General features: G+C 66.7%; 21 protein-coding genes and 1 pseudogene. 16 read left to right on the top strand and 6 right to left on the bottom strand.

The features are described from left to right. Positions 1–13 precede the first annotated feature (13 nt). Positions 14–274, bottom strand: a complete 261-nt coding sequence (locus ACH4MY_RS20880) for a hypothetical protein (protein ID WP_398005101.1) — start codon at positions 272–274, stop codon at positions 14–16. Between the two features lie 931 nt (positions 275–1,205). On the opposite strand from ACH4MY_RS20880, the gene ACH4MY_RS20875 reads away from it, so the two are divergent. From ACH4MY_RS20875 to ACH4MY_RS20860, 4 genes are all read left to right on the top strand, one after another. Further along, positions 1,206–1,754 (top strand): hypothetical protein, encoded by a 549-nt coding sequence (locus ACH4MY_RS20875; protein ID WP_398005099.1) that lies wholly within the window; start codon positions 1,206–1,208, stop codon positions 1,752–1,754. Positions 1,755–1,856: 102 nt separating this feature from the next. Beyond that, on the top strand, positions 1,857–3,281 hold the full coding sequence (locus tag ACH4MY_RS20870) for a hypothetical protein (protein ID WP_398005097.1): 1,425 nt from the start codon (positions 1,857–1,859) through the stop codon (positions 3,279–3,281). Continuing rightward, positions 3,278–3,868, top strand: a complete 591-nt coding sequence (locus ACH4MY_RS20865) for a hypothetical protein (RefSeq protein WP_398005095.1) — start codon at positions 3,278–3,280, stop codon at positions 3,866–3,868. The genes ACH4MY_RS20870 and ACH4MY_RS20865 overlap by 4 nt, the downstream gene beginning before the upstream one ends. A gap of 16 nt (positions 3,869–3,884) precedes the next feature. Further along, complete coding sequence (locus ACH4MY_RS20860; protein ID WP_398005093.1) at positions 3,885–4,628, top strand: ABC transporter ATP-binding protein; 744 nt, start codon at positions 3,885–3,887, stop codon at positions 4,626–4,628. 382 nt (positions 4,629–5,010) lie between these two features. Here ACH4MY_RS20860 and ACH4MY_RS20855 read toward each other — a convergent pair whose 3' ends face one another. The 5 genes from ACH4MY_RS20855 to ACH4MY_RS20835 form a co-directional block, all read right to left on the bottom strand. Next, the gene (locus tag ACH4MY_RS20855) at positions 5,011–5,772 is read right to left on the bottom strand and encodes an HNH endonuclease (RefSeq protein ID WP_398005091.1); all 762 of its coding nucleotides are present in this window, start codon (positions 5,770–5,772) and stop codon (positions 5,011–5,013) included. A gap of 86 nt (positions 5,773–5,858) precedes the next feature. Beyond that, positions 5,859–7,391: an AAA family ATPase gene (locus ACH4MY_RS20850; RefSeq protein WP_398005089.1), complete on the bottom strand. Its 1,533-nt coding sequence runs from the start codon at positions 7,389–7,391 to the stop codon at positions 5,859–5,861. A gap of 112 nt (positions 7,392–7,503) precedes the next feature. Further along, positions 7,504–12,951, bottom strand: coding sequence for a DEAD/DEAH box helicase (locus tag ACH4MY_RS20845; RefSeq protein ID WP_398005087.1), 5,448 nt, complete (start codon positions 12,949–12,951; stop codon positions 7,504–7,506). Positions 12,952–12,974: 23 nt separating this feature from the next. Beyond that, positions 12,975–13,952 (bottom strand): hypothetical protein, encoded by a 978-nt coding sequence (locus ACH4MY_RS20840; protein WP_398005085.1) that lies wholly within the window; start codon positions 13,950–13,952, stop codon positions 12,975–12,977. Between the two features lie 3 nt (positions 13,953–13,955). Then, positions 13,956–16,025 carry a hypothetical protein gene (locus ACH4MY_RS20835; protein ID WP_398005083.1) on the bottom strand — a complete coding sequence of 690 codons (2,070 nt, stop codon included), beginning with the start codon at positions 16,023–16,025 and terminating at the stop codon, positions 13,956–13,958. Positions 16,026–16,254: 229 nt separating this feature from the next. Here ACH4MY_RS20835 and ACH4MY_RS20830 point away from each other — a divergent pair, with 229 nt between their 5' ends. From ACH4MY_RS20830 to ACH4MY_RS20775, 12 genes and pseudogenes are all read left to right on the top strand, one after another. Beyond that, positions 16,255–17,457 (top strand): DNA cytosine methyltransferase, encoded by a 1,203-nt coding sequence (locus ACH4MY_RS20830; RefSeq protein ID WP_398005081.1) that lies wholly within the window; start codon positions 16,255–16,257, stop codon positions 17,455–17,457. Positions 17,458–18,020: 563 nt separating this feature from the next. Then, on the top strand, positions 18,021–18,665 hold the full coding sequence (locus ACH4MY_RS20825; RefSeq protein WP_398005310.1) for an HAD-IA family hydrolase: 645 nt from the start codon (positions 18,021–18,023) through the stop codon (positions 18,663–18,665). 89 nt (positions 18,666–18,754) lie between these two features. Then, complete coding sequence (locus ACH4MY_RS20820; RefSeq protein WP_398005079.1) at positions 18,755–19,198, top strand: helix-turn-helix domain-containing protein; 444 nt, start codon at positions 18,755–18,757, stop codon at positions 19,196–19,198. Further along, the gene (locus ACH4MY_RS20815; protein WP_398005077.1) at positions 19,182–19,958 is read left to right on the top strand and encodes a hypothetical protein; all 777 of its coding nucleotides are present in this window, start codon (positions 19,182–19,184) and stop codon (positions 19,956–19,958) included. Before ACH4MY_RS20820 ends, ACH4MY_RS20815 begins: the two co-directional genes overlap by 17 nt. Positions 19,959–20,152: 194 nt before the next feature. Beyond that, positions 20,153–20,599: a recombinase family protein gene (locus tag ACH4MY_RS20810; protein ID WP_398005075.1), complete on the top strand. Its 447-nt coding sequence runs from the start codon at positions 20,153–20,155 to the stop codon at positions 20,597–20,599. Continuing rightward, positions 20,596–20,790 carry a hypothetical protein gene (locus tag ACH4MY_RS20805; RefSeq protein ID WP_398005073.1) on the top strand — a complete coding sequence of 65 codons (195 nt, stop codon included), beginning with the start codon at positions 20,596–20,598 and terminating at the stop codon, positions 20,788–20,790. Before ACH4MY_RS20810 ends, ACH4MY_RS20805 begins: the two co-directional genes overlap by 4 nt. 64 nt (positions 20,791–20,854) lie before the next feature. Continuing rightward, positions 20,855–21,742: a glycosyltransferase family 8 protein gene (locus ACH4MY_RS20800; RefSeq protein WP_398005071.1), complete on the top strand. Its 888-nt coding sequence runs from the start codon at positions 20,855–20,857 to the stop codon at positions 21,740–21,742. Beyond that, positions 21,739–22,617, top strand: coding sequence for a phosphotransferase (locus ACH4MY_RS20795; protein WP_398005069.1), 879 nt, complete (start codon positions 21,739–21,741; stop codon positions 22,615–22,617). The genes ACH4MY_RS20800 and ACH4MY_RS20795 overlap by 4 nt, the downstream gene beginning before the upstream one ends. Beyond that, a pseudogene (locus tag ACH4MY_RS20790) lies at positions 22,617–22,793 on the top strand (glycosyltransferase family 2 protein); the annotation flags it as partial. The gene ACH4MY_RS20795 and the pseudogene ACH4MY_RS20790, both read left to right, overlap by 1 nt. A 106-nt stretch (positions 22,794–22,899) precedes the next feature. Next, positions 22,900–23,346, top strand: coding sequence for a hypothetical protein (locus tag ACH4MY_RS20785; RefSeq protein ID WP_398005315.1), 447 nt, complete (start codon positions 22,900–22,902; stop codon positions 23,344–23,346). Further along, positions 23,343–24,257 (top strand): PIG-L deacetylase family protein, encoded by a 915-nt coding sequence (locus ACH4MY_RS20780; RefSeq protein WP_398005309.1) that lies wholly within the window; start codon positions 23,343–23,345, stop codon positions 24,255–24,257. The genes ACH4MY_RS20785 and ACH4MY_RS20780 overlap by 4 nt, the downstream gene beginning before the upstream one ends. Further along, positions 24,251–24,865 carry an AAA family ATPase gene (locus ACH4MY_RS20775; RefSeq protein WP_398005067.1) on the top strand — a complete coding sequence of 205 codons (615 nt, stop codon included), beginning with the start codon at positions 24,251–24,253 and terminating at the stop codon, positions 24,863–24,865. The genes ACH4MY_RS20780 and ACH4MY_RS20775 overlap by 7 nt, the downstream gene beginning before the upstream one ends. The last annotated feature ends 5 nt before the right edge of the window (positions 24,866–24,870 follow it).

Raw genomic sequence — 24,870 nt, 5'->3', positions numbered from 1 at the left:
GGAAGGCATCCGATCAATCGGCCGCGCAGGCCCCCGTCTGATAGTCGAGCGAGGGATCGGGCGGCCCGCACCGCAGAATCGCGTCCAGCGCGGGCCACACCTCGACGGGCACGTCGTAGCCGAGATACATCCAGGGATCGTCGGCGTCCGGCCCGATCAATTCCCGAAGCAACGGAACCTGCTCGCGGCTGATGGGAAACTCGGTACGCAGGAATTCGTCCACCTTGCTGTACCCCTGCAGGGACCAGACGACGCGCGGCTCTTCCGAAGACATCAGCGGATCGTACCGACAGCCGCTCGTCGTGCCGCTCGTTGTGCATTCCACCCCCTGTCCACTGATCGACCGGACCGGACGATACCCGGCGACCGTGGACGTCAGCGGACCAAGTCGGGGAAGGGACAGAGCTCCAGCGGTTCGTCTTGGCGGTCGGCCCAGTGCCACCAAAGGGTTCGGTCCTGACAGAGCCACAGGGAGCGGCAGACCCGTTGGTCATCCTCCTCGCGCCTGCTCAGCACGAAGCCCTTCCACTCCATAGGCCGCTCGCAGTCGGGGCAGGGAAGTGGCCAGTCAGCCATGATGCGGAGCCTGCTCTCGGGTGATCAGCGAATTCAGCCCGGGGTCGTCCCTGACCGCTGCCGTTGATGTCGGCCGTGGACGTCAAAGAGCACCTACCAATATTGGTAGGTGCTCTTTTCCCTTGTGCCCCCGGCAGGATTCGAACCTGCGACACCCGCTTTAGGAGTGGGATCGAATCCGCGCCGGGCGGTTCCAGACCGTGCCTCGCGGTGCTGTTCTGCCTGATCAGCGCCGCGCGGCACGGGGCCTGATCCTGCGTGTGTTGCCTGGTGCTGGCCCGTCCGCTCACGCATCGCGCACGCATTCGGCTCACCTCGCCGGCAAGACTTTCGCCAGTACAGCCATGCGTTGACCAGCCGACTGGTTCCCTGGCGGCTGCGGACCACCCGCCAAGCGCCAACGAGCTGCGGTGCCACCGGTCTTGGCTGACGGTCGCCGGTTGGGCACGTCACACTTCGACTCCGCCACCTGGCTCGTCATGAGAGGGACACCTTCCCGCCATCACGAAGATACTTCTGGTCAAGATTCCCCGCTTTCACCGGAAGCGTGGCTTCCGTCACAGACGGTTTCCAGGAGTGCCCATCGAATGGCCCCGGCAAACACTCCGAGCCCAGGGGGGGCAGAACTCATGACGCGCACCTCGCAGGTACGTGCCGTGCTGATCGCGGCGCTGGCAGCGACCACACTCGTCGGCACCATCACCTCGGCCAACGCCAAGGGCACTCAACCCAAGAGCAGAGACGCCTACGTCACGAATCCGAACGATCCGGGGCTCATCGAGCTGTACTCCACTCCGGAGCCCGGACAGATAGGGCCCATGAACTGGGACGGAGCGATCGGCGGCTGGGGGCCGGGAAATTTCGAGTCCCGCCACTGGGATGACAACGATTACACAGAGGTCCAGTTCATCGGGTGCGTGGTCGACCAGGGAGGCGGCAAGTCCGCTGGCGTGAAGCTCTGGCAGTCGATTCCCTTCAGCCTCGACAAGGACATGGGGACGCAGACCTACTACAACTGCTTCACCGGTCCGGACGCCAGCACACGAGCCTGGTGGAACGTTCACTACGAAGGCGGCGACAAGCGGTACTTCACCATCCCGCAGATCAACGGTTCGTCGACCATCAGGGCGACGATGTCCGTAAAGAGGGTCTACGTCGACACGGCTCTGGCCGACTGACAAACGACCGGGGTCGACCGACGGCCCGGCTGAACTGCAAGCGCGGGCCGGGAGAGCTGTTCCGCCTCCCCGGCCCGTCCCCCATGCGAGATCGGTGCCCCTGTGAAGTTCCGAGCCCTCCTGCGCTCCTCCGCCGCCCTCTGGACCGCGCCGGTCTGGGGCGGCATCGTCGCCTTCTACTTCTTCTACGCCCTGCACTTCGAGGACTCGTACGAGGAGGTGATCGGCGGGCCGCTCTGGGCCGCCGAGCAAGTGGCCCTCGCCCTGAACTACTTCTACGCCTTCGCGTACGGCATCACCCTCGGCCTCGCGACTTGGGAAGGCGGGCGGCTGAAGCGGGACCGGGTCTGGGACCTTGCTCCCAGCCGGGCCCGATGGCGCGTGGCCGGACAGGCGCTCGCGCCCGCCGTGGGGGCCGGCTGGGCGATCCTGCTGCTGCCCGTCGGCATGCGGCTGGTCGAGACCCGGCTCGTGCCCACGCCGACCGCCCTACTCCCCCTCGTCATGGGGATGGGCATCGTGTGCGCGTACGCCGTTGTCGGTTGCGTGCTCGGGCATCTTGCCCCGCGCGAGATCGCTGCACCGGTCGGCGCCGTCGCCGCCTACTACATGATCAACAAGTCGTCCGCGTACAGCGACCCTCTCTGGCCCCGGCACCTCTCGGGACAGCTCGATACGAGCGTCGCCTTCGGTGAGCGCTATTCCCTCGCCACCGTTCTCCTCCCCTTCCTCGTCGCCACTGCCGTGGCCGTCGCCGTCGCCGCCTGGTGGAACCCTGCCCCCCGCCGCCTGCCGCTAAGGCTCCTCGCGACCGCCGCGACGGTCACGACCCTCGTCCTGAGCGCGCGTACGGCCTCTGGCTGGGGCATTGCCGACGGGCCAGTCAGCGCGGGCCACGCCCCCGTCCGCTGCGCCGGTGAGGCGCCCCGGGTGTGTATGGCCGAGACCGGGGGCGCGGTCGAGCGGCTCGACGACGTGCGGTCCGAAGTCGTCGAATCGCTGGAGAAGCTGGAAGCCGCGGGGGTCAACGTCTCCGTCCCGAGCACCGTCACCGACGGTCTGCTGTACGAGCGCGCCAGCACCCGCCCCCGCTCGACCACCTCCACCTGGTGGCTGCCGCTGACCGCCCAGGCGGAGACGGCGGGGCCCGACGGCCGCATCGCGGGCATCCGCTACGCCGTCCTGCTCGGCTCCGTCACCTTCCCCTGCTCCTTTCCCGCCACGATCACTCCCGGCACACGCACCGCCTGGATCATCAACCGTGACGCTGCGATGCTGTGGGCCGCGTACACCGTCGACGCCCAGGACCCCTACCTTCGCTGGCGTTCCGGCGAGTACGCCCAGTTCGCGAACGGAGCCGAGGTCCTGGCGAAGGTGAAGGAACGCGCCGCGAAGGGCCGAGCACTGCCCACCGCCGCACAGCGCACGGCCTGGTTCGAGCAGGAGAAGGCGAAGGCGTGCCGTGGCATGCCGAAGCGGCCGGCCGGCGTCCCTGCCGCGACCGGCCCCCAGGGGGAGGACTCGTGATCTGGTGGTACAAGGGACGCCGCCTCACCACGGTCGTCCTGCCCGGCCTTCTCGCGTTCACGCTGCTCGCCGCCGTCGCCCACGGAGAGTCGGTGGCCCTGCCCGGACTGATCAGCTCCGGCGGAAACCTCCTCTTCCTCATGCACCTCACCCCCCTGATCGTGACGGGAACCCTCGCGCACAGCCTCGCCCAGCGGCTGCCCGAGGCCGAGGACCTGCCCGTGCGCCCCGTCCAGTGGTACGACGTGGCCCTCGCCCTGCTCACGGTCGCCGTGGCGGTATCGGCCGCCGGGACCATCGGTGCACTCGCGGGCTCTCCGACGGCGTACGAAGCCGGCCGGAACACACTGTTCCTGACCGGGCTCATGCTGCTCGCGGGCGCGGTCCACCCACAGGCCGCGACCGTCGCCCCCGTCGCCTGGGTGTTCACCGCCGCCTTCGTCGGCTACCGCGACTTCTACCGCCCCTGGCCCTGGGCGGTCACCCTCCACCCCGCCGGCTACCTGCCCACGTTCTTCTTCTGCCTGGCGGTCTTCCTCTGCGGCCTGGTCGCACTCCGGCACACCCGTCGCCGTCCCATCTCCTGAAAGGGCCGTCAGCCCCGTGTCCATCGAACTTGACGCCGTCTCCTACGCGTACGGGCGCCGTTCTCGCAGCATCCTCTCCGGTCTCAGCTACACCGTCCCCGACGGCTTCACGATTCTTCTCGGCCCCAACGGAGCCGGAAAGACGACCGCGCTGAAGCTGGCCGCGGGGGTGAACCAGCCGAGTCAGGGCTCGGTACGGCTCGGACGTCTGTCCTCCGACTCCAGGGCGTACCGCACGAAGGTGGCCTGGATGCCGCAGACCGTCACCGCCATGACCGGCCTCACGGCGCGCGAGCAGGTCGCCTACACGGGATGGCTGAAGGGGATGAGCCGTCGTGCCGCCTGGGACGCCTCCACAGGCGCACTGGAACAGGTCCGGATGACCGAGCACGCCGACATGAAGACCAAGCGGCTCTCCGGTGGTCAGCTTCGCCGCGTCGGTGTCGCCTCCGCCCTGGTCCACGGAGCCGAGGTCCTGCTCCTCGACGAGCCCACGGCCGGCATGGACCCGACGCAGCGCCGCGTCTTCCGGGACCTCGTCATCGGGCTCGCCTCCCGGGAGGTACGCGTCCTCCTCTCGACGCACGACGTGGCCGACCTGGCCGAGGAAGCGGACCACGTCACGGCCCTCACCCGGGGCACGATCACCTTCTCCGGCTCCACCGGCGCCTTCCTCGCACACGCGCCCGCGCACGTCCCCGAGGCTCGTCGGGCCGAAGCGGCCTATACGGCCCTGACGGGAGATGGGGCTACTGGCTAGCCCGGTCGTCCCTGATCGCGGTCGTTGATGTCAGACCTGGATGCCAAAGGCCACACCTAAACGTTTAGGTGTGGCCTTTGTGCTTGTGCCCCCGGCAGGATTCGAACCTGCGACACCCGCTTTAGGAGTGGGATCGAATCCGTGCCGGTCGGTTCTAGTCCGTGCCGCGCGGTGCTGTTCTGCCTGATCAGCGTCTTGCAGGATGAGTAGAGATCCACCGTATGGCGACTCGTCTTGCGTCGTCCGCTCACGCAGCGCTCACGCACGTGAGCAGATGCCGACCTGGCTGAATGGGCACCGGATCCCGGTCGGGTCCGCGAAGCGTGTAGGGAGGAATCTGGGGGCCTCGTTCCGCGATGCGGCTGGCTGCCCAATGATGTCGTTAGCCCATCGGCGTCGGGAGCAGCTTTCGATAGCCACCGCTGCAGAATTCTGCATTTCTAGATAGGGCACGATAAAGTGCCGCCTTCCAGTGGTTTATGCCCTTCCTTTCGGCTCCTCGAGTCAAAGCATCAAGAGTCGATCGCAACCCCGAATCACCAAAAGAATCGTATGTTTCATCATATAGATCAACCTGATCCGTTAGCTCGGCCACGGCCTCCATCTGGTAGAAATCGAAAAGGCCAAGCGTCTCGAATTGCTTCTCGACTCTCTGAAAGGTGAAATCGTCAATTTCATCGGAGCGACGCAAGGAGTATCTGATCGAGACGGTGCTATCGACGCCTATTTCCGCGACTAGTATTTCTTTGTTCGGGAATTCGTCGAAGTATGCGTGAAACATGAGCAGGCCGTCTGCCCTGTCGCACTCATCGCCCTTTAGGCGATTGCATCTTTCGCAAACAGGGATAAGGTTGTCGGCTAGGATTGAATATTCTGGGAAGTGTTTTTTTGGGAGGAAGTGATCGAGGGCGCAGACCTGGGCTCTTTCGCACAGCGGGCACCGATAGTTGTGGGACAGTGCTGTCCGGAAGATTGAGTTCCTGAGTTCCTCCAGGGGGCGACCCCTGTCCAGAAGCGCGTAATTTCCCAGAAGCACCTTGGTGAGTGCATCAGAACCGTTGGCAAGCGATGTGAATCGGCGAATATCCCGCAGCACGTCCTCGTAGTCGCCGTAAGCGTCGATGATTCCCGTGCGCACGCCCATGAGGACCCGTCGAGAGGACGGACGCCTCCGACTCACAGCGAGGTCAAGATCGGCCAGGCGGTCCCTGTCCGGGCGGGGAAGTCGAATCATCTCCCAGACCGATCGCGACGGATGCTCGTCAGGTAAGAAATGGACTGCGCACTCATCTCGCCATCGAACAGTTCCATGATCTCATCCAGGGGGAAACTCTCCTGCATGGACCGGAGAGTTGAGTGATAGTCGGTCGCGCTGCTGTCCAAGTTGAATACGTGGCGTGTGAGCAATCCTACATTTTCAGCGAAAGTTTCGATCTCAGGGGTGGCAACGAGTGTGAGATCTCCGAATCGCTGCAGAACTCTGACGTAACGTCTGGGAACTTCCTGGAGAAGGACCGGGGAGTGCGTTGCCATCACGGCGTAGGAGTCGAACTGTTCCAAAGATATGTTGATGCTCTTGATTAGGGCGGCCAAGAGCGGGGGGTGTAGGTGGGATTCGGGCTCGTCGATGAGAACCAGTGATCCGGGCTCCAGGTGGGCCGCAAGCTGCACGACAATGTTGAGTACGAGTTTGTGCCCGGTACTGAGGCCCGAAAAGGAATCCTGCCACGAATCGCTGTCGAGAGCGAAGGTGTCGGAGAGCTCGACCCGTTTGAACGAGGGCTCTCGGCTCAGTGGAGAGAGGGCGGCCACGAGTCTCTGTTTACGCTCGGGGGTACTGGCCCTGACGAGGGCAGACATGATGTCACCCTGGATCTCCTCGGCACCCTTAAGTGATCCGGTGCGGCGCACGTCCGAACCGATACTGCGATCGTATCTCCGAAGGCCGCAGTAAGTGTATCCGGAAACCTCGCCGCTGGCTTCCAGCCGGTCCTCTTCCTGTCGGTTCTTCCCAGGCAGGTCGAACGTGTCGAAAGCACTGTAAGAGATGGCTATGACCGAGGAGAATCGCGGCGCATCGGCCCCTTCGGGGAATTCCCCATACCGCCGAACGAAGCTCTCGTCGGCTCGGTCGGTGAGGTCTGCATGCGCAGTGTTGGCTAGGTTGGCGAGGAGCTGCGTTTTTCCGCATCCGTTATAACCCACGACGACGTTGATGCGGCCGGGGAGGGGGTGGCGGTCCGCGAAACCAAAGTGAATGGAGAAGGCTTCCCCTCCGACACTCGTTCTGAACGTGAACGCGAGCGCGCTGTCTCGCGGGGCTGTCGCGCCTCCAAGCAGGGCTGTGGCGTCTCTCAGTGCGAGTTCGGCGTTCCCGTAGCGCAGGAGTGAGGCGGCCATCGCCGGCTCGTTGGCGAACGATTCCCTGAGTGAGGGGTCGATGGCGATGTCGCGGAGCCCAAACAGGATACTGTCGCGCAATTCACCGGGAAGTCCGTGCAGTGCTTCGTAGTAGGAAAATGCCTGCCCGAGTGAGCAGTAATTTTCATCGAGCTGGGCGAAACTGCCGGGCATCTCCGTGGCGCCGCCGCGTTGCCCTCTCTTGATGATCTTGACGGATCCCAGGTCGATGGATGCCTCTGTCCGGGATGGGTAGAGATATGCATCGAACATGGTTTCGAATCCAAAGTCATCCCAGAGCTCGCGCCGAAGAACGAGTGCCGGAAGATTGGACGGCACGGTGAAGCCCTCGCTGCGAGGCACTACAAGAAAATGCATCAGCGTATTCCAGTCGTATGTTTCTCTGTGCCCGGCCGTGGACCCGCTGGCAGTGGGCAGGGGCAGAGAATGATGGCCCTGCCCACTGCTCGGCTGGTCAGTCGAAGAGGCTCTGCAGTCTCGACTCGATCCAGCCGGGCCGCCGAAGCAGCTCGAACGTATCGACCGCGACGACTGCGCGCTGCGGTGGTTCGCTGCCCAGGACCGGGTTTCCGAAGGACTCGAACACCTCGTAGCCCTCTGCCTCCAGCGAGGCCAGCGCTCCGGTCACCCGCTTGGAGCGGGCGGGACCGGTCCAGGACTCGAGAGGATGGGTGATGAGGACAGCGAGATCCTCGTGCTGGGTGTCTTTCAGGACTGGCAAGCCATGGGAGGAATCGGCCTTCCAGTGCGAGAAGCTTCTGGCGAACTGCTCGGCTCGCTGGAATGCATAGACCTCCTCAGCGGCGAAGTCCAGGTTCCCTCCATCGAGGAGCTCGACCATCTGTGTGGCAAGGCGCCAATCGAGCAGCGGGTGGTAGGCGCTGTTGCTGTAGTCCCGCAGGCAGTCGTAGCAGGACGAGTCGCACGGCGCGGCCATCAAGCTGCCGGAGCGGTGGCGGGTGAGATCGGCCGCGACCTCACGCGCGGCGAGCAGGAATTCGGCAGGGCGCTTCCCCAGCCAGGTCGAATACCCGGCACCGTTCTCCAGCGTGTCCGAGAGGAAGACTTGTGCCTGGACACTGCCTTCCGCTTCCCCCCGGACGGGGTACAGGCCCGCCGAGAGTTCTCTTCCGTCGATGTCCAGTAGCCTGACGGCAGCGAGTTTGAAAACCGTACCGAGTGAGAGCCAAGCGGCCCTTGCGGCCATGCGTCTCGGGTCAAGGGCCAGATCGGCGGGTTGCTCGCGGAGGCCGACCAAGAGGACGTCGGTCAGTTTCGCCGAGGCCAGTGCCAGCTTCTCCTCATTGCTGACCGAAGGCCGAGTGGGCAGGCCCAGATCTCTCGCCCGGTCGGCATCAGCCAGGAGTTTCGTTTCTAGCAGACCGTCGTGTCCCTTGACCTTGCCGAACTGGTATCCCTCACCAGTTCCCGCGTTGACCACCACGATGCGTCCCTCGCCACTCCTGAATTCAGCGGCCTTAGTCCAGCGTGGGACGAGCGCTGATGTGGTGTCGAGGGTGAGGCGCGCGGAGAACGCGCGTGGTGTGAACTCGAAGGTGCCGTCGTAATCCTGAGCCTTGTAGCTGGTGCGAAATCCGAGCGGTTGACACGACGGGAGCATCCGGTAGTCACCGGCTTCTCCTGCGGTGGCCCCACACACCGGACACGAATGCTCGGATTCGCGGAGATCGACGGAGAGGCACTTGGCACAGATGCCCACCATGAGACGATCACTGTCCGGAGCCTTGCCTGGCAGCCACTGCCCGCCCGCGGGCTCGTACGTCACGAGGCCGACTGCTGTGTGCAACGCCTTGTCCTTGACCACTTCACCGCCAGGTGCCCATTCCGAGATGGCGATGTCGATGTCCCGGTCGATGACGTCGGTGAGTTCCGGCCCGTGCGGCCTTTGATGGTGCAGGTTGCGGACCCGGGTGGGGAACCCGAACATGGGGAGCACCCCGTGCTCTGCGAGCGACTGGCTGAGCGGACCCGCGTCCGGCGCGTTCGTCGCCACCTCCTCGATCTCGGAGTAGAGGCTGGAAGTGGCCCAAGACACCAGAGCATCCACCGAAGGCGCGCCAGGAGACGCCCCTTGTAGGAGAACCTGGCCCGCGTGTCTTTTGGCGATGTCGTTCCCGGCCAGCCAGGTACGGACGTCATCCCGTACCTGAGGCCATCCACTGACGGTCCCGAAGGGCCCGTGGACATTGCGTCCCGGATCCCAGTCGGGCGTTCCCTCGACCGACCGGAAGGCGAGAGTCAGCAGACTTGCGGCGTAGCAGCGGCGCAGGATCTCCAGGCGATCGAGATCCACGTATGGGCTCGGCGAGGGGTCGCCGGTGATGCGGTAGGGGTGCTGGAAGTAGTGGTCGTCATGGGTCCTGGTGCCACGGCAGAGGGTTAGGGCGATGGACAGGTGGTCGAGTCGGCGGCCGGCCCGGCCCACCCGCTGCTGGTAGTTGAAGCGCTGTGGTGGCATGTTCGCCATTACCACCGCACGGAGCGCGCCGATGTCGACGCCGGCCTCCATCGTGGTGGTGACGCTGAGTAGGTCGACCTCATCAACCAACTCGATGTCCTGACCGCTCAGAAAGACCGACTGGAAGAGGGCTTGCCGGGCCTGCGCGTCATCGTTGTCGGTCTGGCCTGTCAGCTCTTCGCAGTGGAGCCTGAAGGGGACCCCGGCTTCGCGGGCCAGGAAAGTGTAGTAGTCGTCCAGAGTGACGGAACCCGGGTCGAGGGGTTCGGCGACGAGATGTGAGCTGCGGCAGAAGGCACAGACGCCTGCGGAGCCGTGCAGGTGCCTTCTGGTACAGCGTTCACAGCGCCATTCTGTCCCGCCGGCCAGGACGATCCTGATTTTCTGCCCTTCGATCCGGGGCTCCGCGTCGCTCAGACCCAGTGCATTCTTCACTTCTTGGACCAGTGCGTCCGGGAACACATCGTGACGCTGTGCGACGGCGCTGATGTATTTCCTCGCTGCCGTGTGCAGATTTGCCGGCGGCTCAGGCCTCTGCTCCTGGAACTGGCGGCGTACTCCCAGCAGCCTCAGCGCGGACAGGCATACCTGGCGGAAGACCTCGTCATCCAGCAACCGGCTCTTGAAGGTGAGGTCCTGAGCTGCATGGCCGATGCCGAGCGACTCCAGGTCGCGGCCGCCTCCCGCGAAGACCGCCTGCTGGACCTGCGCCTGCACCGTCCGGTGGATTTCGGAGCTCAGGACGCGCAGATCGTTGGTGAGGGAAGCATCTGGCCGCTGGACCGGGACGCCACTGGTCCAGTCGTAGAGATCGGTCCAGCTCCGTGACTCGGTGCTTTTGCTCAGCGAAAACGAGGGTCCACCGGGATGCACGCCGTATGCGACCGCTTGCGCGCTGACTCCGTTGCCGAGTTCGACAAGCGTCGGGCCCCTCTGCTGAGCCCGGTAGTCCGCCAGCACGCGTTCGTGCTCGGGAGTGAGGCTGTTATGGGCCAAGGCGACCACCGCTGGAACAAGATCGGGTGAACCAGTCGCAGCGAGCTGGGTTAGCGCGGCCTGGCCTGCCTGGTTCCCCTTGAAGAACTCTGCTGCCTGGGCCACGAGATCCACCGGATGGTCGAGGGTGGCGATCACGAGCTGTCTGACCAGGTCCTGATAGTGCGATCGCTCCAGGCCCGCCGAGATGCGGGCCGCGTCCTGCCGACTATCCGAGAAGACGACGATCTTCGTCTGCAGCTGCCTCTTGAGGGCATCGGTCAGGACCTGGTTGGACTTCTCAAAACCTGTACCCATGGTGCGGATGGGGGACCTGGACCGCGATGGGTCCTCGAACTGGCGGACGTTCTTGAAGATCTCCTTGTCTTCCCCGCAGCAGGGACAGACCGTGGGAAAGGCACGGACCTTCCCGAGGTGGCCCTGGGGTTGACTTTGCGCCACCAGCAGGTAGCCGTTGTTCTCCTCGTCCGGGTAGCTGCCGACCTTGCCGCTCGCGGGATCCAGCACAGCCGGAACAAAGGTGAACGTGTATTCCGGCCGATTCTTCGCTCCCGGTCGGCCACCCTTGTGTTTGTGTGGCGATACGTCGAGATCGGAGCGTTCTCCCGCAGTGGGCAGGAAGACGCTGTACACATCGGCGGTGCGATCGAAGCGCGCTTTATCCGGGAGGGATTCGAGATCGGTTGCGGTGGAGACCAGGTAGCGCCTGGTGGGATCGTGGCCGATGATCGGAGAATTGAATCCGCCGAGGAAGACCTCTCCGCACGTGTCGCAGTACAGCAACTCCAGGACACGAGCACCGCATTCACAGGCATACCTGGGCCGACTATAGAGCTTTCCGACCAGCCGGTCCGCCGGTGGCTCCGCGGCGCGCGGTTGGACCTCCGAGCAGTTGCGATCCGCACACGCCCACATGCCGGTGACGTTCCGGAAGAACAGGTGGAGCCGGAATCGCGAGCCGACATCCGCCTCCCCATCGAGGCGCGAGATGAGTGCGTCGGTGGCGTCCAGCGCCTTGTCGGGTGCGAGGTCAGGGAAGAGCCTGGCGGACACGTCGGTCAGCGGCTTCGCTCGGGGGGAGTCGTCCTCGTCGCTCGCTCTGAACGCGGCCTGGAGTGCCGCGTGCCGGTCAGGAAGTGGCGGCAGGGCCACTGTTCCTTGGCCACCGGTGTCCGCCCAGGGCATGAGATCGGTCCTGCCCTTGGTCCGGACGCGTTCACCTGCCAGCACGGAGAAGCGGTCGGCTGACCGTCCGAAGAAGTCGCTCAGAAACTTCCGGTCCACCGGGTTCTCCGGATCCATGGAAGCGGAGGTGGCGATCACGGACAGCTGGTCGGAGTCGGTGGACAGCCCGAGCCGGTCGATGAGCTTGCGCAGGAGGTAGGAAACCTCGGTGCCCTGAGTCCCCCTGTACATGTGGAGTTCGTCCACGACCAGGCTGAAGACGTGGTCCTTGGAACTGTTCAGCCAGGCGCGGGTCTGATCGAAGATGGGATCCTCATCTCGGCGCATGAGCATGATGTTGAGCATGCTGTAGTTGGTGATGAGGATGTCCGGGGGAGCGACCTGCATGTCCCAGCGAGAACGCATCTCGGCCCCGAATGGACGCTGGAGGAAGTAGCGGGCTTCCTCGTCCTTCACGAGGCCGCCCGCGATGCGCTGCTCCAGCTGGCGGCTTCGGTCCTCCATCGAGGCCAGAGTCCTGCGCAATTCCTTCATTTTGGATGAGTTCGGCTTGGCGGCTAGTTCCAGCGGGCCGGCGACCGGGGTGCGGCCGGTGTAGCGTCCGAAGTGGAAGCGGTTGCCGTTACGGTGCCTGTCGAACCAGCTGCGTACGTCCGGTCCGTCCAGGCTGCGTCGCAACCTGATCAGCTGGTCCTCCACCAGCGCGTTCATCGGATAGAGGAACATGGCTCGCATGGCCGCGGGCCGACCGCTGCTGTTGCGTTGGGCCTGCCAGTCCCGTGACGTGCGCCACCAGGGCCGCTGGGCATCCTGGGGCTCCGCTGCTGCCCACCGACGCGATTCATTGGTCAGCCTGGCTAGCACCGGGATGAGGAAGGCCTCGGTCTTTCCGGAACCGGTTCCAGACGTCACCACGATGTCTCGGCCCTGTTGGTTTGACCTCAGCGCGTCCGCCTGGTGGGTGTAGAGCCTGGGGATTCCCCGGAGCAGACCGGCTCCCAGAAGCCCGGAGAACTCCGGCAGACCTATCTCCGCCGTCAGCTCTTCCAGGGTCTGGGATGACTGCACGTACTGGGGCAACAGCTCCAGGTATGGCTCCTGAAAGAGAACCCCGGGAGTGCGGAGCAGTGCTCTGAGTTCCTCGCCCACCGATGAGTCGCGAAGGGAGTAGGCGGTGTCGTAGTACCGCTGGAAGTAGTCGGCGAGTTGGCCGTGGACAGCCGTCGGAGAGATGCCAGACATGGAGATCCTCACGAGGTTCGGATTCAAGGGACGAGTCGAAGTTCCTGGTATAGGGATTCGGCCACTTGCCTGGCGAATGACTCGTCGATGTTGACGTATTTGACGTAGCTCTTGTGCTCAGGATTCGACTGCTCGGCGGACGCTGTCTGAGGGTTGAGCGCGGTGAGTTGCGGCAGCAGCCCACTGCGCAGCACGGCAGCGCGGGCGTGGAGATGTGGTAGCTGCATGCGTTTCGGGGCATAAAGTTCCCGCCGCAGCGGGTTGTAGCGCAGCACCCAGCGTTTTGCGCGAGCGAGTTCGGCGTACACCACCGTGCGCTTGTCGGCGATGAAGCCGCTCATGCCGATCCAGTAGATATAGCGGTGGGTGTTGTAACGCTGATATCGGTAGGCGCCGTGGAGAGGCGGCTCGCCGTGGCCTTCGACATCTGTCCAGATGTCACTTCCTCCCTCGGACATTTTCTGCGGCTCGATGCCGCCAGGCCCCCGCTGTACGCCACGCTCGGCAAGCATTTCTTGGAAGCGGGGAAGACGCCGGGCGAGTTGATCCGCAGCACGGTCCTCGAAGGCGATGCCGAGTGCCTGGCAGAGAGCGCGGCAGTCCTCGGGATCCGCCAGTGTCACCATCCGCACCGACGGGCCGTCAGCCTGCCGAAATGGCGGAAGCGGCATCACGGACTGTGCGAGGGCGGCGATGTCGGAGCCAGGGTCCTCGTGCAGCCGTTCCAGCCGCTGCATGAGCCAGAGCGGCCTTTGCCCCACCAGGAGGGCGTGTCCTCCGGAATTGGGCATGGTGGTGAGGACCGGTGGCGTCACGCTCCAGGTCCGGGCCTCCCAGTCCACTTCGGCGTGACCGAGAACCTGCAGGTTGTACAGCGCGATGCGCCAGTCCGGCGCGGAACTCTTCTGCTCGCCCTCCTCCAGCCACGCGTACGTGTCGCGGAAGGCATCGAGGCTCCCGGCACCGCGTTCGGAGCACCACAGGAGCAGCTCGTCATGCACGATTCATTTCCCTGACGTGTAGTCGGCCCAGTCTTGTGCACAGGCCACCGGGGCGGTGATGTCTCCCGAGGTCAGCCTGCGCCAGTCGGCTTGGCTGAGAAGATTCCAGCTCCCTGAAGGCGCGCCATGCGTGCCGGCTTGGATGACCGGGGCCCGCCGGACCCTGGCGTTCCGGGAACTGGTCACCTGAAGCACCCATAGAGCTTGGAAAGGCAGAGCATCGAGCAGCGGTTCGACGTCGATCGCGTGAGGTACGTGGTCCATGGATGCGATCCAGGCCGGCACTTCGGGGACGAGCTGGGCAGCGAGGCGATTCCCGCCTAGGGCGTAGATCGAGCCGCCGATGCGCAGGAGACTCATCGAAGGAAGCGGGTCGCGATGGTAGCTCCCGAAGAACGAGCCGGATAAATGACCGGGCGGCAGCCAAGGGGCACGCACCGACGGACTTACCGTTTTCTGCATCCTGCTGGGGATGGTGGCCAGCTTGTCGCTCCTTGGAGGGAGCGCTAGCAGTGGCAGGGCAACGCTCTCCCGGTAGCGCTCGACCAGGGTGAAGACGAGCTTGCGATTCCCGACCTCGATCTGGTGCTCGCCGACGGAGTGCACCAGATCCGCCAGCCGGATCGTGATCGTGTCTGTCGCGGCCGGGCAAACCGGCGGCAAAGGGACCCCGTTGATGGTGACAGTGCGAGGATGGTCACCGGGAGTCGCTGGCAGAACCAGGTCGGGTGCGTACCCGAGGAGGAAGGTCTGTCTGCCGCCATCGATGCGGAGGCCGCCGGACAGGCGAGCCAACTGCTGGTGCAGCGGGGCCAACGGGCCGACGACGCCGGGGACCGTCGCGGATCGGGTCGGTGTGTAGCCGCTGAACAATGTCCAGCCGGGCGGCACCTGAACCCTGCGGGGCTGGCGCACGGCGTCTGATCCACAGGCGAGCATCACCGCCTCGGCCTGTGCTGCGTAGGCATTCTTCACCAATACCCGATGCGGTACCCCGACTTCCGCTGTATTGACGGACGTCCACTTCCCGACCAGGTCGTTGGCCTGGAGGACGTAGAGGTCGCGGGCGGGGAGTATCAAGGTAGCGGCGTCGGCGGCCAGTTCAAGCGCCGTCCCCGGGGTGACCTTCTGGTCCGGAGGTGCGAGAGGTAGCCATTCTGCGCCTGAGGGAACCCTGATGACGTCGCCGTTCAGGCTGAGCGATTCGAGACGGAGGCGGGAGGGAACGCGGGCTGCGATGCCGTACGGGAAACCGCCGGCTTCGGTTGTGAGAGAAAGAGGCACACACGGCAGCCCAGCAGCGTTTCTCGGGAGCCCGTCATAGTGGGTGAGTTCCTGCTGCAGGATGCTCGCCAGGATTGGTCGCAGCTGCGGCGATGCCAGAGCGCGCTGGATTCGCGGGCTCGGCCGATTGAGCCGCACCCACTCCTGAAACCGGGCGAGGAGTTCCGCTTCGGGGACGGAATCTCCCGGCTGCGCTCCGATCGTTGACAGGAACAGCCCGACCTGTACGCGGTCGGATCCGACCAGAACAGCTTGGGACAGGGACCAGCCGATGTTGACCTGGGTCGGATGGGGAATGGCGGAGGGCAGGCCGCGATGGCCCCGCTGATGCTCGATCAGCCACCACTTCAGGTGATCCCACAGAGTTGGGACGATCACGTCATAGCCGTCCGGCATGCCTGAGCCTTCGTACAGGCCGAGCAGATCGCGGAACGGGCCGTAGTAGGAGAACCTGCCGAGCGTGGTGTCCTCGGAGCGGTTCATTCGGGAGGCGGCGAGCACCGTCGCCGCGAGCACAGCGATGAACGGAGGAGTGCCAACGGCCCCTTTCCGTCGCCACTGGCGAGCGCGGGAGGCGACGCCGTCGAAGGGGTTGCGGCCGAAGACTACGCTCCTGATGGCGGCCCGGAAGTCGTCAGCGGCAGCCGGGGGAGCTACGGCGACCTTGGTCCGACTGGCCAGCAGGTCGGCCAGCAGGGCATCATCCACTGACAGGTACACAGGGGTTGCCGCTTCGCGGGTGGCGAAGAAGTGTTCCGCGAGCGTTCTGTTCCAACCGTCATAGTCCATGGGCAACCCCCCTCATTTGCGTAGGAAGAAGTTAGCCCATCGGTGGGACATTGGTCGCTTTTCGAACGCGCGTTCGGATATTCTCCGCCGCTGACGTCCGTGCAGCTGCCGGACTGCCTTGACAATCGAGGTTTTCTCCGGTGAGCTCCCTGTGTCAAGACTCTGAGCAGATCAACTTCGGGGAGTGCCTCCGTTGACCGCCGCACGATCGTCAGCCCGAACTCGGCCTATGGGGAAGGTGCTTTCCCTCTTCACCGGAGCGGGTGGCCTTGACGTAGGTCTGGAGCGGGCAGGGCTGGACACCGTCGCGTGCGTGGAACTCGACGCCGACGCCAGATCTGTACTCGCGGCCAATCGGCCGGGATGGGCCCTGCCCGGCGATGGAGACGTCAACACGGCTGCCCAGCAACTCGTACCCCGGGCGCTGGGCATGAAGCCCGGCGAACTCGAACTCATCGCGGGGGGACCGCCGTGTCAGCCTTTCTCCAAGGCCGCGCAGTGGGCTTCGACGGCCCGTAGCGGCATGCAAGACGACCGGGCTAAATGTGTGCACGGGATGCTCGACCTGGTTGAGAGTTTCCTCCCAAAGGCATTGCTCATCGAGAACGTCGAGGGGTTCCTGCGAGGCAACGACAATGCCTCCGAGGTCATCGACGAGGGACTCGCGGGCATCAATGACCGGCATGGCACTTCCTACCGGCTGGTGGCCGAGGTTGTTGACGCGGCCGACTTCGGGGTGCCACAGCACCGGCGCCGGGCCATCGGCATCGCCTACCGGGACGGTGCGGAGGTCCACCTGCCGGAGGCCACCCACGCGGACAACCCGATGCGGGCCTGGGATGTGCTCTGGGATCTCGAAGAGAACGAGAAGCCGTCCGCCACAGGTCAGTGGGCGGCGTTGTTGCCTTCCATCCCCGAAGGCGGCAACTACCTCCATCTCACGGCCCGTGGTGACGGGGAGGAACTTTTCGGCTGGCGAACCCGGTATTGGTCGTTTCTGCTGAAGCTGGCCAAGGATCGGCCGTCCTGGACCTTGCCGGCGTCTCCCGGACCGAGCACTGGGCCGTTCCACTGGGACAATCGGCCCCTGTCCGTGCGGGAGCAGATGCGCTTGCAGACCTTCCCCGACGAATGGCGCATCGACCACCCGTTCCGCGCCGGCCGACGGATGGTGGGTAACGCGACCCCCCCGCTCCTTGCAGAGGTGTTGGGGCGGACAATCGTGGGAGACCTTGAACTGGGCGAAGCTTCAGCCAGGACTCGCCTCTTGGAAGGAACGCCTTCTTTGTTGCCGGTGCGTCAACTGAGGGTCCCGCGCGCCGTCGCGCCCGTTCCAATACCTGAGGCGTACCAACCGCAGGTGGGCGCCAAGGAGGCCCATCCAGGCGAGGGGGTTGGACCTTCTCCACGAAGGGTGGCGGCGAGGGGGTGACCTGCCCCTAATCTGTTGGCGGGTGAACCCGAGGTGGAGGTACCAGGGGCTGCTGGTGGGGAGGGGCGCGGGGGCGGTCTCGATGAGTCTCACGCGAGCGGCGGTGTCGCCAGCGTTGGAGACGTGGATGCCCATCTTGGCGAGGACGAAGGCGCCGAGCCGTTGTCCTGGACGTTGTGGGCGCTGCGGAGGGCTTCGACGTAGAAGCGCCGGCCGAGGGAGCGAAGGCCCTTGTCGTAGGCCATCCGGCGAGGTAAGACCCGCGGGCTGCTTTGGCGTAGAGCCGGTGTTCGACGGCGTTGGTGTCGCGGCGTGGTCGAGGAGGTCGGCGCTCAGGGTGAGGTAGCTGGTGGCCTGGTCCAGGAGCCTGGCTCCGCCCAGCTGATGGTCGAGTACACGGATGAACGGCCCCTGGCTGCCATCGAGCGTTCCTCAGCCCAGAAGTTTTTTCGGATGGGGCGCCAGGTGCTCGCGCGAATCGGTGAGGGAGGCTTCGCCCGTCCGCGCGGTCCATGCGCGATAGCGTCGCCGAGAGAACCCATCAGGGAAGGAACGATCACCGGATGCCGCACAGGACTGATGTCGCCGACAGGCGCGGCCTGATCCTCGACTTCGCCGGGGTGCTTACCGCCAGCCCGATCGATGTCCACCGCGCCTGGTGCGTGTCAGAAGGGCTGGCTCCGGGCGCGTGGCGCAGCACTCTCAACGAACACCCTGAGGGCCGGCCTCTGTACGCAGCTCTAGAGGTCGGGGAGATCGGGCAGGCCGAGTGGAACGAGGGCACGGCCGCTCTGCTGGGTGGGCACGGGGATCCGGTGAACCTGATGGGGCGGGCGTGGGCCGGGGTGCCTCCGGCTCGCCGGATGGTCGCGCTCGCGCGTGCCGCTGGTCACCGGCTCGCGCTGCTCTCGAACAGCTTTGGCCTCGACCCGTTCAACCCGTACGAACACGTCGGCATCTGGGACCTGTTCGACGTGCACGTCGTCTCCGAGCTGGTCGGCATGGCGAAGCCCGATCCTGCGATCTACGAACTCGCCCTGGAGTGGATCGGGCTGCCCGCCGAGCAGTGCGTGTTCGTGGACGATCACGCGGTGAACCTTCCGCCGGCCGCCGGTCTGGGCATCGCCACGGTCCACGTCACGGACGAGGGTGAGGCCGTGGCCGAGTTGGAGGCCCTCCTCGGTGTCACAGCGGTGCTCGCGGCGTGAACCCAACTGCGGTCTGATCAAAGGCTGTCGGCTCCACCGCTCCAGCCAGTACTGTCCGTGTGGGGCTCATCACGCGGAGGTTCTGGAGCATGCAGTGGTCGGAGTACACCACCTCTGAGCGCTTGAAGGCGCTGCGCGGCGGCATGACACAGGAGCAGTTGGCGGAGGCGGCTGGCGTGTCCGTCGGCGTGGTCCGCAAGCTCGAACGCGGCGGAACGGCTTCCCTGCCGTCCCTGCTGTCGATTGCCGACGCGCTCGGCACGGACATCGCCGTGCTCCTTGGTCAGCAGGCGCCACGGCGGTCCATGGACCGTGACGAGCGGGCCGCGTTGCGCCTGGTCTCCGCGGCCACCCACGACGCGGCCATCGGCACCCCCGCCGAGGTCGAGCCGGGCACCGTCGAAGAGCTCCGTGTTGCCGTACGCCGGGCGGACGCCGCGTACTGGGGAGGCCGGTACACCGAGCTCGGCACTCTTGATGGGGCGGCTGCTCCCCGAAGCGCGGGCCAGGTTCGACATGGCCGGCCTCGATGAGCGGGAGGCCGCCGCCGGCGTCTTGATCGACACCTTCCAGACGGCAGGCATGGCCGCCAACGTGCTCGGATCGCGAGATCTGGCGTATGCGGCGTTGACGTACGGACGCCAGATCGCCGTGCAGAGCGGAGATGATCTTCGTGACGCGCACCTTGCCGCCACCACCGCGTGGGTCAACCTCCGCGACGGCCGGACCAAGCAGGGCTTCCTCCTTGCCGCAGCACAAGCCGACCGGATCGAGCCCAAGATGAGCGAGCACGACCCGAACCGGCTGAGCGTGTACGGGCAGCTCGTCACGAACGCCGCCGTCGCCGCGTCCCGGGGCGGTGCGAGCTCGGACAACGCCCGCGAGTACCTCTCCCAGGCGCACGCCGTCGCCGCCCGAATCGGGGACGAACATGCCCGTGGCGCGCACGCCCAGCCGTACGGACCGATGTACGCCGCAACGCAGGCCATGAGTATCGCCGTGGCCCTCGGTGATACGGCTGGAGCGCTGCGGCTCATGGACACCGTTCGCTTGGACGACACGGTGCCCCTGGCCACCCGGGCCCGCTACGGCCTGGACGTAGCGCTCACCCAGGTCGAATGCCGACGGTGGGAGGCCGCAGCCGACACCCTCCAGGCCGTCTGCGCGATGGCCCCGGGATGGGTGCGTCACCAGATGCTTCCCGGCGTCATCATCAGTCGACTCGCCGGGGTGTCCGTCAACCGACTGCGAGGACTGGCGAACTCCGCGGGCGTACCCCTCGGCGTGCGTTGACCTACGAGCCGAAGTACCACGGTCCGTAGTAGGTACGGGCGCGCCATCAGCGCGACTGCTACGGGGCGTGGCACACCTTCAGGCGCCCCTGCTTCCGCTGCCACGCGGCGTGGCGGTCCGACCGGATACGGAGTCTCTCCACTGCGACGGGCCGTGCCTGGGCCCCGACTCCGCAGCCCAGCAGCCTTGTGGGTATGCCGACCAACCCGCCCGGCGGCCTCGGGCACGTACCCGTCGCCGTCTACTCCTGCGCCACCACCTCCACCGCCCTCGGTGAGAGCGAGGAGCGTGGGCGCTACTACGCCGACGCCCGGCACTGGCACGTCGCCGGCGTCTGGTCCGACCCTGCCCCGTCGCTGCCGCTCATGGAGCGGCCGGGCTGGCAGGCCGTCACGGCCGCCCTGTCCGCCGGAATGATCCGCGGTGTCGTCGTCAGCGGCCTGACGCATGTCGCCGCCGACGCCGCCCAGTTCGCGACTCTCGGAGTTCTCCTCCGCGACCGGGGAGGGTTCCTCGCGGACGCGTCGAGCGGTACCCCGACCCGTCGAACCCCCGGCCAGGTCCGTCGTCGCCGCGACATCGCGGACGCGGCCTCCGGCTGGTTCACGCAGACGGGCACGTACGGGGAGGACGGCTCGTGAGCGCCCGGCGCGCCTGGGTCGGCGACCTCGTTCGGGACGGCGGCGGACGGCGGGCGGTCGTCACCGACGTCCGCGCCGGCGGCACCGTGTGGGTGCTGCGGCCGCCGACCGGCGGTGGCCCCCACTGGGAGACCGACGACCCCGACAGCCTCGAAATCCTCGCCCGCTCCGAAGCCACGGACACGCCGTGAGCGACCGCGCTCGCTGCGGACCTTCCGTCACGCCCGTGCACCACGCCCGAAAGGCGAAGTCGCCGTGTACGCGTTCGGCCTCTGCATCGACCAGCAGTACCTCGTCCCCGGCCTCGCCGCCCTCGCCGGCCTGGCCGACAGCCTCACCCCGGCGGCCCGCCGCGAAGCTGCCGTACGGGTGCTCACCCTCGACCTGGCCCCGTCGCAGGCCCTCCTCCTCGCCGACCTCGCCAAGCGGGCCGGCTTCGGCTCCTTCGACCTCCGTCGATGCGCCCCTCTGCGCTCCTCGCGCATGGCAGACGCCTCGTACATCACCGTTACCACCTATCTGAGGTTCGAGTTCACGCCGAGCTTCGTGCGCCGTCCCTACCTGATCTACGTGGACGCCGACGTGCTCGTACGCGGAGACGTGAGCGAGCCGCTCGGCTCCCTGACGTCGGACGAGACCGGCGCGGTGCGGGACGAGTTCAACCCGGCCGTCGGCGAGTGCCCGGCGCTGCCAGGAGCCGCCGAGCGCTGGCCCCATCTGCGCGGACGCCCGTACTTCAACGCGGGCGTGCTCTGGACCCACACCGACCACATGCCCCGCATCCGCCGAGGCGTCGAGCAGGCCCTGATCCACGCCCGGCGCCACATCCTCCACAACGACCAGGACGCCCTGAACCTGTGGCTGCTGCGCTCCGGCCGGGTGCGCCCGGTGGCCGGCGGTTTCAACCGGTTCGAGGTCGGCCGATTCCTGGAGCGCGGGAACTGGGTACGCCGGGTCGTCACGCGGTCACCGAAGCCCGATCCGGCCGCCGCCCTCGTGCACTTCGTCGGCGCCGAGAAGCCGTGGCAGGCCGACTGCTCCGTCACGGAGGAAGTCGTCGAATACCGACGGCACCTGGAAGGGGCCATGCGTCACGTCCGGCGTCTGGGTGCCGTCGGCGTGGAACCGGCGGGTGTGCGGTGACTGGGGCAGTCCCGGCCGTTGTCTCGCGTGCCGCCCTCGCCCTGACCGGGGTACCGGCCCGCACCGCCCGCCGGCTGTCCACACGTACGCGCACCGTCGTGTACCGGGCGGGCCTGGCCGACGGACGCAGTGTCGTGATCAAGCTGTACGCGGCGACCGCACGCCGCAACGCGATCACGGAGAGCGCCGCCATCCGGGCCGTGGCCGACCACGTCCCCGTACCGGCCCTCATCGGATATGGGCACGTTCCAGGCCACGAGGCGACCGCCCTCGTCACCGCCGACCTCGGCTCGCTCACCCTCGGAAGCGCCATGCGCTCCGGCCGGATCTCCGACGAGCGAGCTCTGAAAGACCTGGCCGGCCTGCTCGGCCGCCTGCACCGGGCACCCGTCCGGCCGTGGGCCCCGCGCCGGCCCCTCCACGAGCAGGTCACCTCACTGGGCCGCCGCTGCCCGCCCAGCAGCCTCGACCGCATCGCGCCCGCGCTGGCCGCCATCGCCGACGCCGCCCACACGGCGCCCGTGTGGTGCCACGGCGACCTGCACGGCGACAACGTCGTGATCACCGGCCCCCGAGCCATCCGCCACCTGGTCGACTTCACCGACGCCGCAGCCGGTCCCCGCGAATCCGACGTCGCCCAGACCCTCGTCATGACCGACGCCCTCTCGACCCTCCGGGCCCGCACGGTCACCGACGCCTACCCCCTTGCCCTCGATCACCACCTGCTGGGCGCCTGGGTCGTCTTCCACACCCTGCGCTCCTGGGCGCATTTCTCCCCTGGCGACGACCGCGCCTTGTGGTCCCGTCGCCTGGACGACCTCAGCCGGCGGACCCCGCACCTCTTCCGTACGCGCCACCCGGAAAGGACGCGCTGATGAGCACCCCCGCCCTGTCGGTAGTGATCCCGGCCTTCAACGAGGTCGCCTACCTGCCCCGCTACCTGCCCTCCGTTCTCGCCTCACTCACCCGCTGGGAAGAGATCACCGGCCGTACGGGAGAGGTGATCGTCGTCGACAACGCCAGTACCGACGCCACCGCCGACATGGCCTCCTCCTTCGGTGTCCGAGTCGTCACCGAGTCCGTCCGCAACATCGGCCGGGTCCGCAACAGGAGCGGCAGCTGCCCGCAGCGGCCGGCTCTTCTTCACCGACGCGGACGTGGCTCTGCCCCTGGAGGCGGTCACCGCTGCTGCTGCCGTTATGGACGCCGGGGCCGTCGGTGGCGCCATCCCGCCGCTCTACACCCCGGAACGGCTCGGCGCCCGCCTGCTGTGCGCCTACTGGGACCACTACCGCACCCGGCGCGGCGGGGCCCAGGGCGTCAACCAGTTCTGCACCGCCGACGCCTTCCACCACATCGGTGGGTACCGGGACGACCTGTTCATGAGCGAGGACGTGGAGTTCTTCGCCCGCCTCACCGCCCACGGCCAGGCCACCGACCGGCCCGTGACCATCCTCGACGAGCTGCGCGTGCGCCCGTCGACCCGCCGCTACGACCAGTGGTCGAGCCTGCGGATGCTCTGGTGGCAGAACCCCGTGACCGCCCGCCTGCGCCTCCGGTCGCCCCGCATGTGGCGCCACTGGTACGAGACGACCGTGCGATGACGAAGGAGACTCCTGTGCAGCCCCAGCCCCTGGTCGACCTGCCGGTGCCGGACGGGCACGGCATCTACACCTTCCCCGACGACCTCCACCGTGCCCACCAGACGCACACCCGGCAGCTCGCCGCCCGCCACCGGAACCACGACCACAACGTCCTGGAGGTGACCGCACCCCACACCCGCGTCCCGTACTACATCGAGGCGCGCACCCCCGTCGGCCGCCCGGTCCTCGTTATCGAGCCCCACCACGACGACTTCGCCCTCTCCGCCTCCGGAACCTTCCTCGCCCGCCCCCGACCGCTGACCGTGGCCACCGTTTTCACCCGGTCCCGGAGCGTGCACCCCGCCCTGGAGGTCACGTACGCCGACGTCGACACCGTGTCCGAGCTGCGCGACCGGGAGGGTGCCGCCGCGCTCGCGCCGTTCGCCACCCGCCGACACCTCCTCGGCCACAAGGACGCCGAGCCGCCATACCGTCCCTACGACCCACAGGTACTTGACCAGGTCACCGAGGAGCTCGGTCGGGTCGCCGCGGCCCACCCCGGCGCCGAACTCCTCGCGCCCGCCGCCGTCACCCGCCACCCCGACCACCTCCTCGTCCACGAGGCGGCCGTCCGCCTCGGCTGCACCTGGTTCTGGGAGGACCTGGCCTTCTGGTCCACGTACGCGCTCGCCGGCTGCGACCAGCACCTGTTCCGTACACGTACGGGGGCGACGATGCGGCCCGAGCTGGTCGACATCACCGACGTCGTCCTGGACAAGGTCACCGTCCTGCGGATGCACGGCTCGCAGATGCACCCAGCGCGGAAGATGTACCGGCCGATCCGGCACGCCTTCACCACGGCGGCCGACCTCGTCGACGGGCCCGGCCTCTACGCCGAACGCTTCTACAGGATGGAGGAGTCGACGTGCTGATCATCGCCCTGGAGGGACCCTCCTACGCAGGCAAGTCCACGGCGATACGCCACCTCCGCCAGACCGCCCTCGGCTCGCGGGCGTTCGTCTCCGACTGCTACGTCAAGCACATCGCCCACCGCGACGATATCCCTCCGGCCCGTACCGACTCGGCGGCTGCCCAACTCGCCGCCTTCGAGAGGTTCATGGAGATCGAGGCGACCCGCGTCGCCGAAGCCGCCGCGAGCGGCAGGCAGCTCGTCATCCTCGACCGCTCCGTGGACACCCTCCTCGCCCACGCGTACGCCCTGGACGCCCTGTTCGGGTATGGCGTCCACCACCAGCTCCGCGACCGCCTCAAGACGCTTTCCTTCCTGTGCCCCGACCACACCCTCTACCTCGACGTACCGGCGGAGACGCTCCACCTCCGCCGCAAGACCGCCGGCCACACCGCCGCCGAGTCCGAGTACTTCCTCCACGAGCCGGGCTTCCTCCGCCACGCCCGCGACTACTTCGTCCACACGCCCCGTCGGCCCGCGACGCGAGAGCTCACGGTCCTGGCCGCCGACGCAGGCCCGGACGATGTGGCCCAAGCCGTGGAAGCCCTCGTCACCTTCTGGGCGAGGTGAAGGAA

Origin of the sequence: Streptomyces sp. NPDC017246, assembly GCF_044331325.1 — a bacterium.
GTDB lineage: Bacteria > Actinomycetota > Actinomycetes > Streptomycetales > Streptomycetaceae > Streptomyces.
The sequence above is the reverse complement of the archived record's forward strand: the minus strand, read 5'-3'. Positions and strand labels throughout refer to the sequence as shown.

What these genes read in the sequence shown, in the direction of transcription:
- ACH4MY_RS20880 (WP_398005101.1), bottom strand. Translation starts at nt 274, where the DNA reads ATGTCTTCGGAAGAGCCGCGCGTCGTCTGGTCCCTGCAGGGGTACAGC.
- ACH4MY_RS20875 (WP_398005099.1), top strand. Translation starts at nt 1,206, where the DNA reads ATGACGCGCACCTCGCAGGTACGTGCCGTGCTGATCGCGGCGCTGGCA.
- ACH4MY_RS20855 (WP_398005091.1), bottom strand. Translation starts at nt 5,772, where the DNA reads ATGGGCGTGCGCACGGGAATCATCGACGCTTACGGCGACTACGAGGAC.
- ACH4MY_RS20845 (WP_398005087.1), bottom strand. Translation starts at nt 12,951, where the DNA reads ATGTCTGGCATCTCTCCGACGGCTGTCCACGGCCAACTCGCCGACTAC.
- ACH4MY_RS20835 (WP_398005083.1), bottom strand. Translation starts at nt 16,025, where the DNA reads ATGGACTATGACGGTTGGAACAGAACGCTCGCGGAACACTTCTTCGCC.
- ACH4MY_RS20830 (WP_398005081.1), top strand. Translation starts at nt 16,255, where the DNA reads ATGGGGAAGGTGCTTTCCCTCTTCACCGGAGCGGGTGGCCTTGACGTA.
- ACH4MY_RS20825 (WP_398005310.1), top strand. Translation starts at nt 18,021, where the DNA reads ATGCCGCACAGGACTGATGTCGCCGACAGGCGCGGCCTGATCCTCGAC.
- ACH4MY_RS20820 (WP_398005079.1), top strand. Translation starts at nt 18,755, where the DNA reads ATGCAGTGGTCGGAGTACACCACCTCTGAGCGCTTGAAGGCGCTGCGC.
- ACH4MY_RS20815 (WP_398005077.1), top strand. Translation starts at nt 19,182, where the DNA reads ATGGCCGGCCTCGATGAGCGGGAGGCCGCCGCCGGCGTCTTGATCGAC.
- ACH4MY_RS20810 (WP_398005075.1), top strand. Translation starts at nt 20,153, where the DNA reads ATGCCGACCAACCCGCCCGGCGGCCTCGGGCACGTACCCGTCGCCGTC.
- ACH4MY_RS20780 (WP_398005309.1), top strand. Translation starts at nt 23,343, where the DNA reads ATGACGAAGGAGACTCCTGTGCAGCCCCAGCCCCTGGTCGACCTGCCG.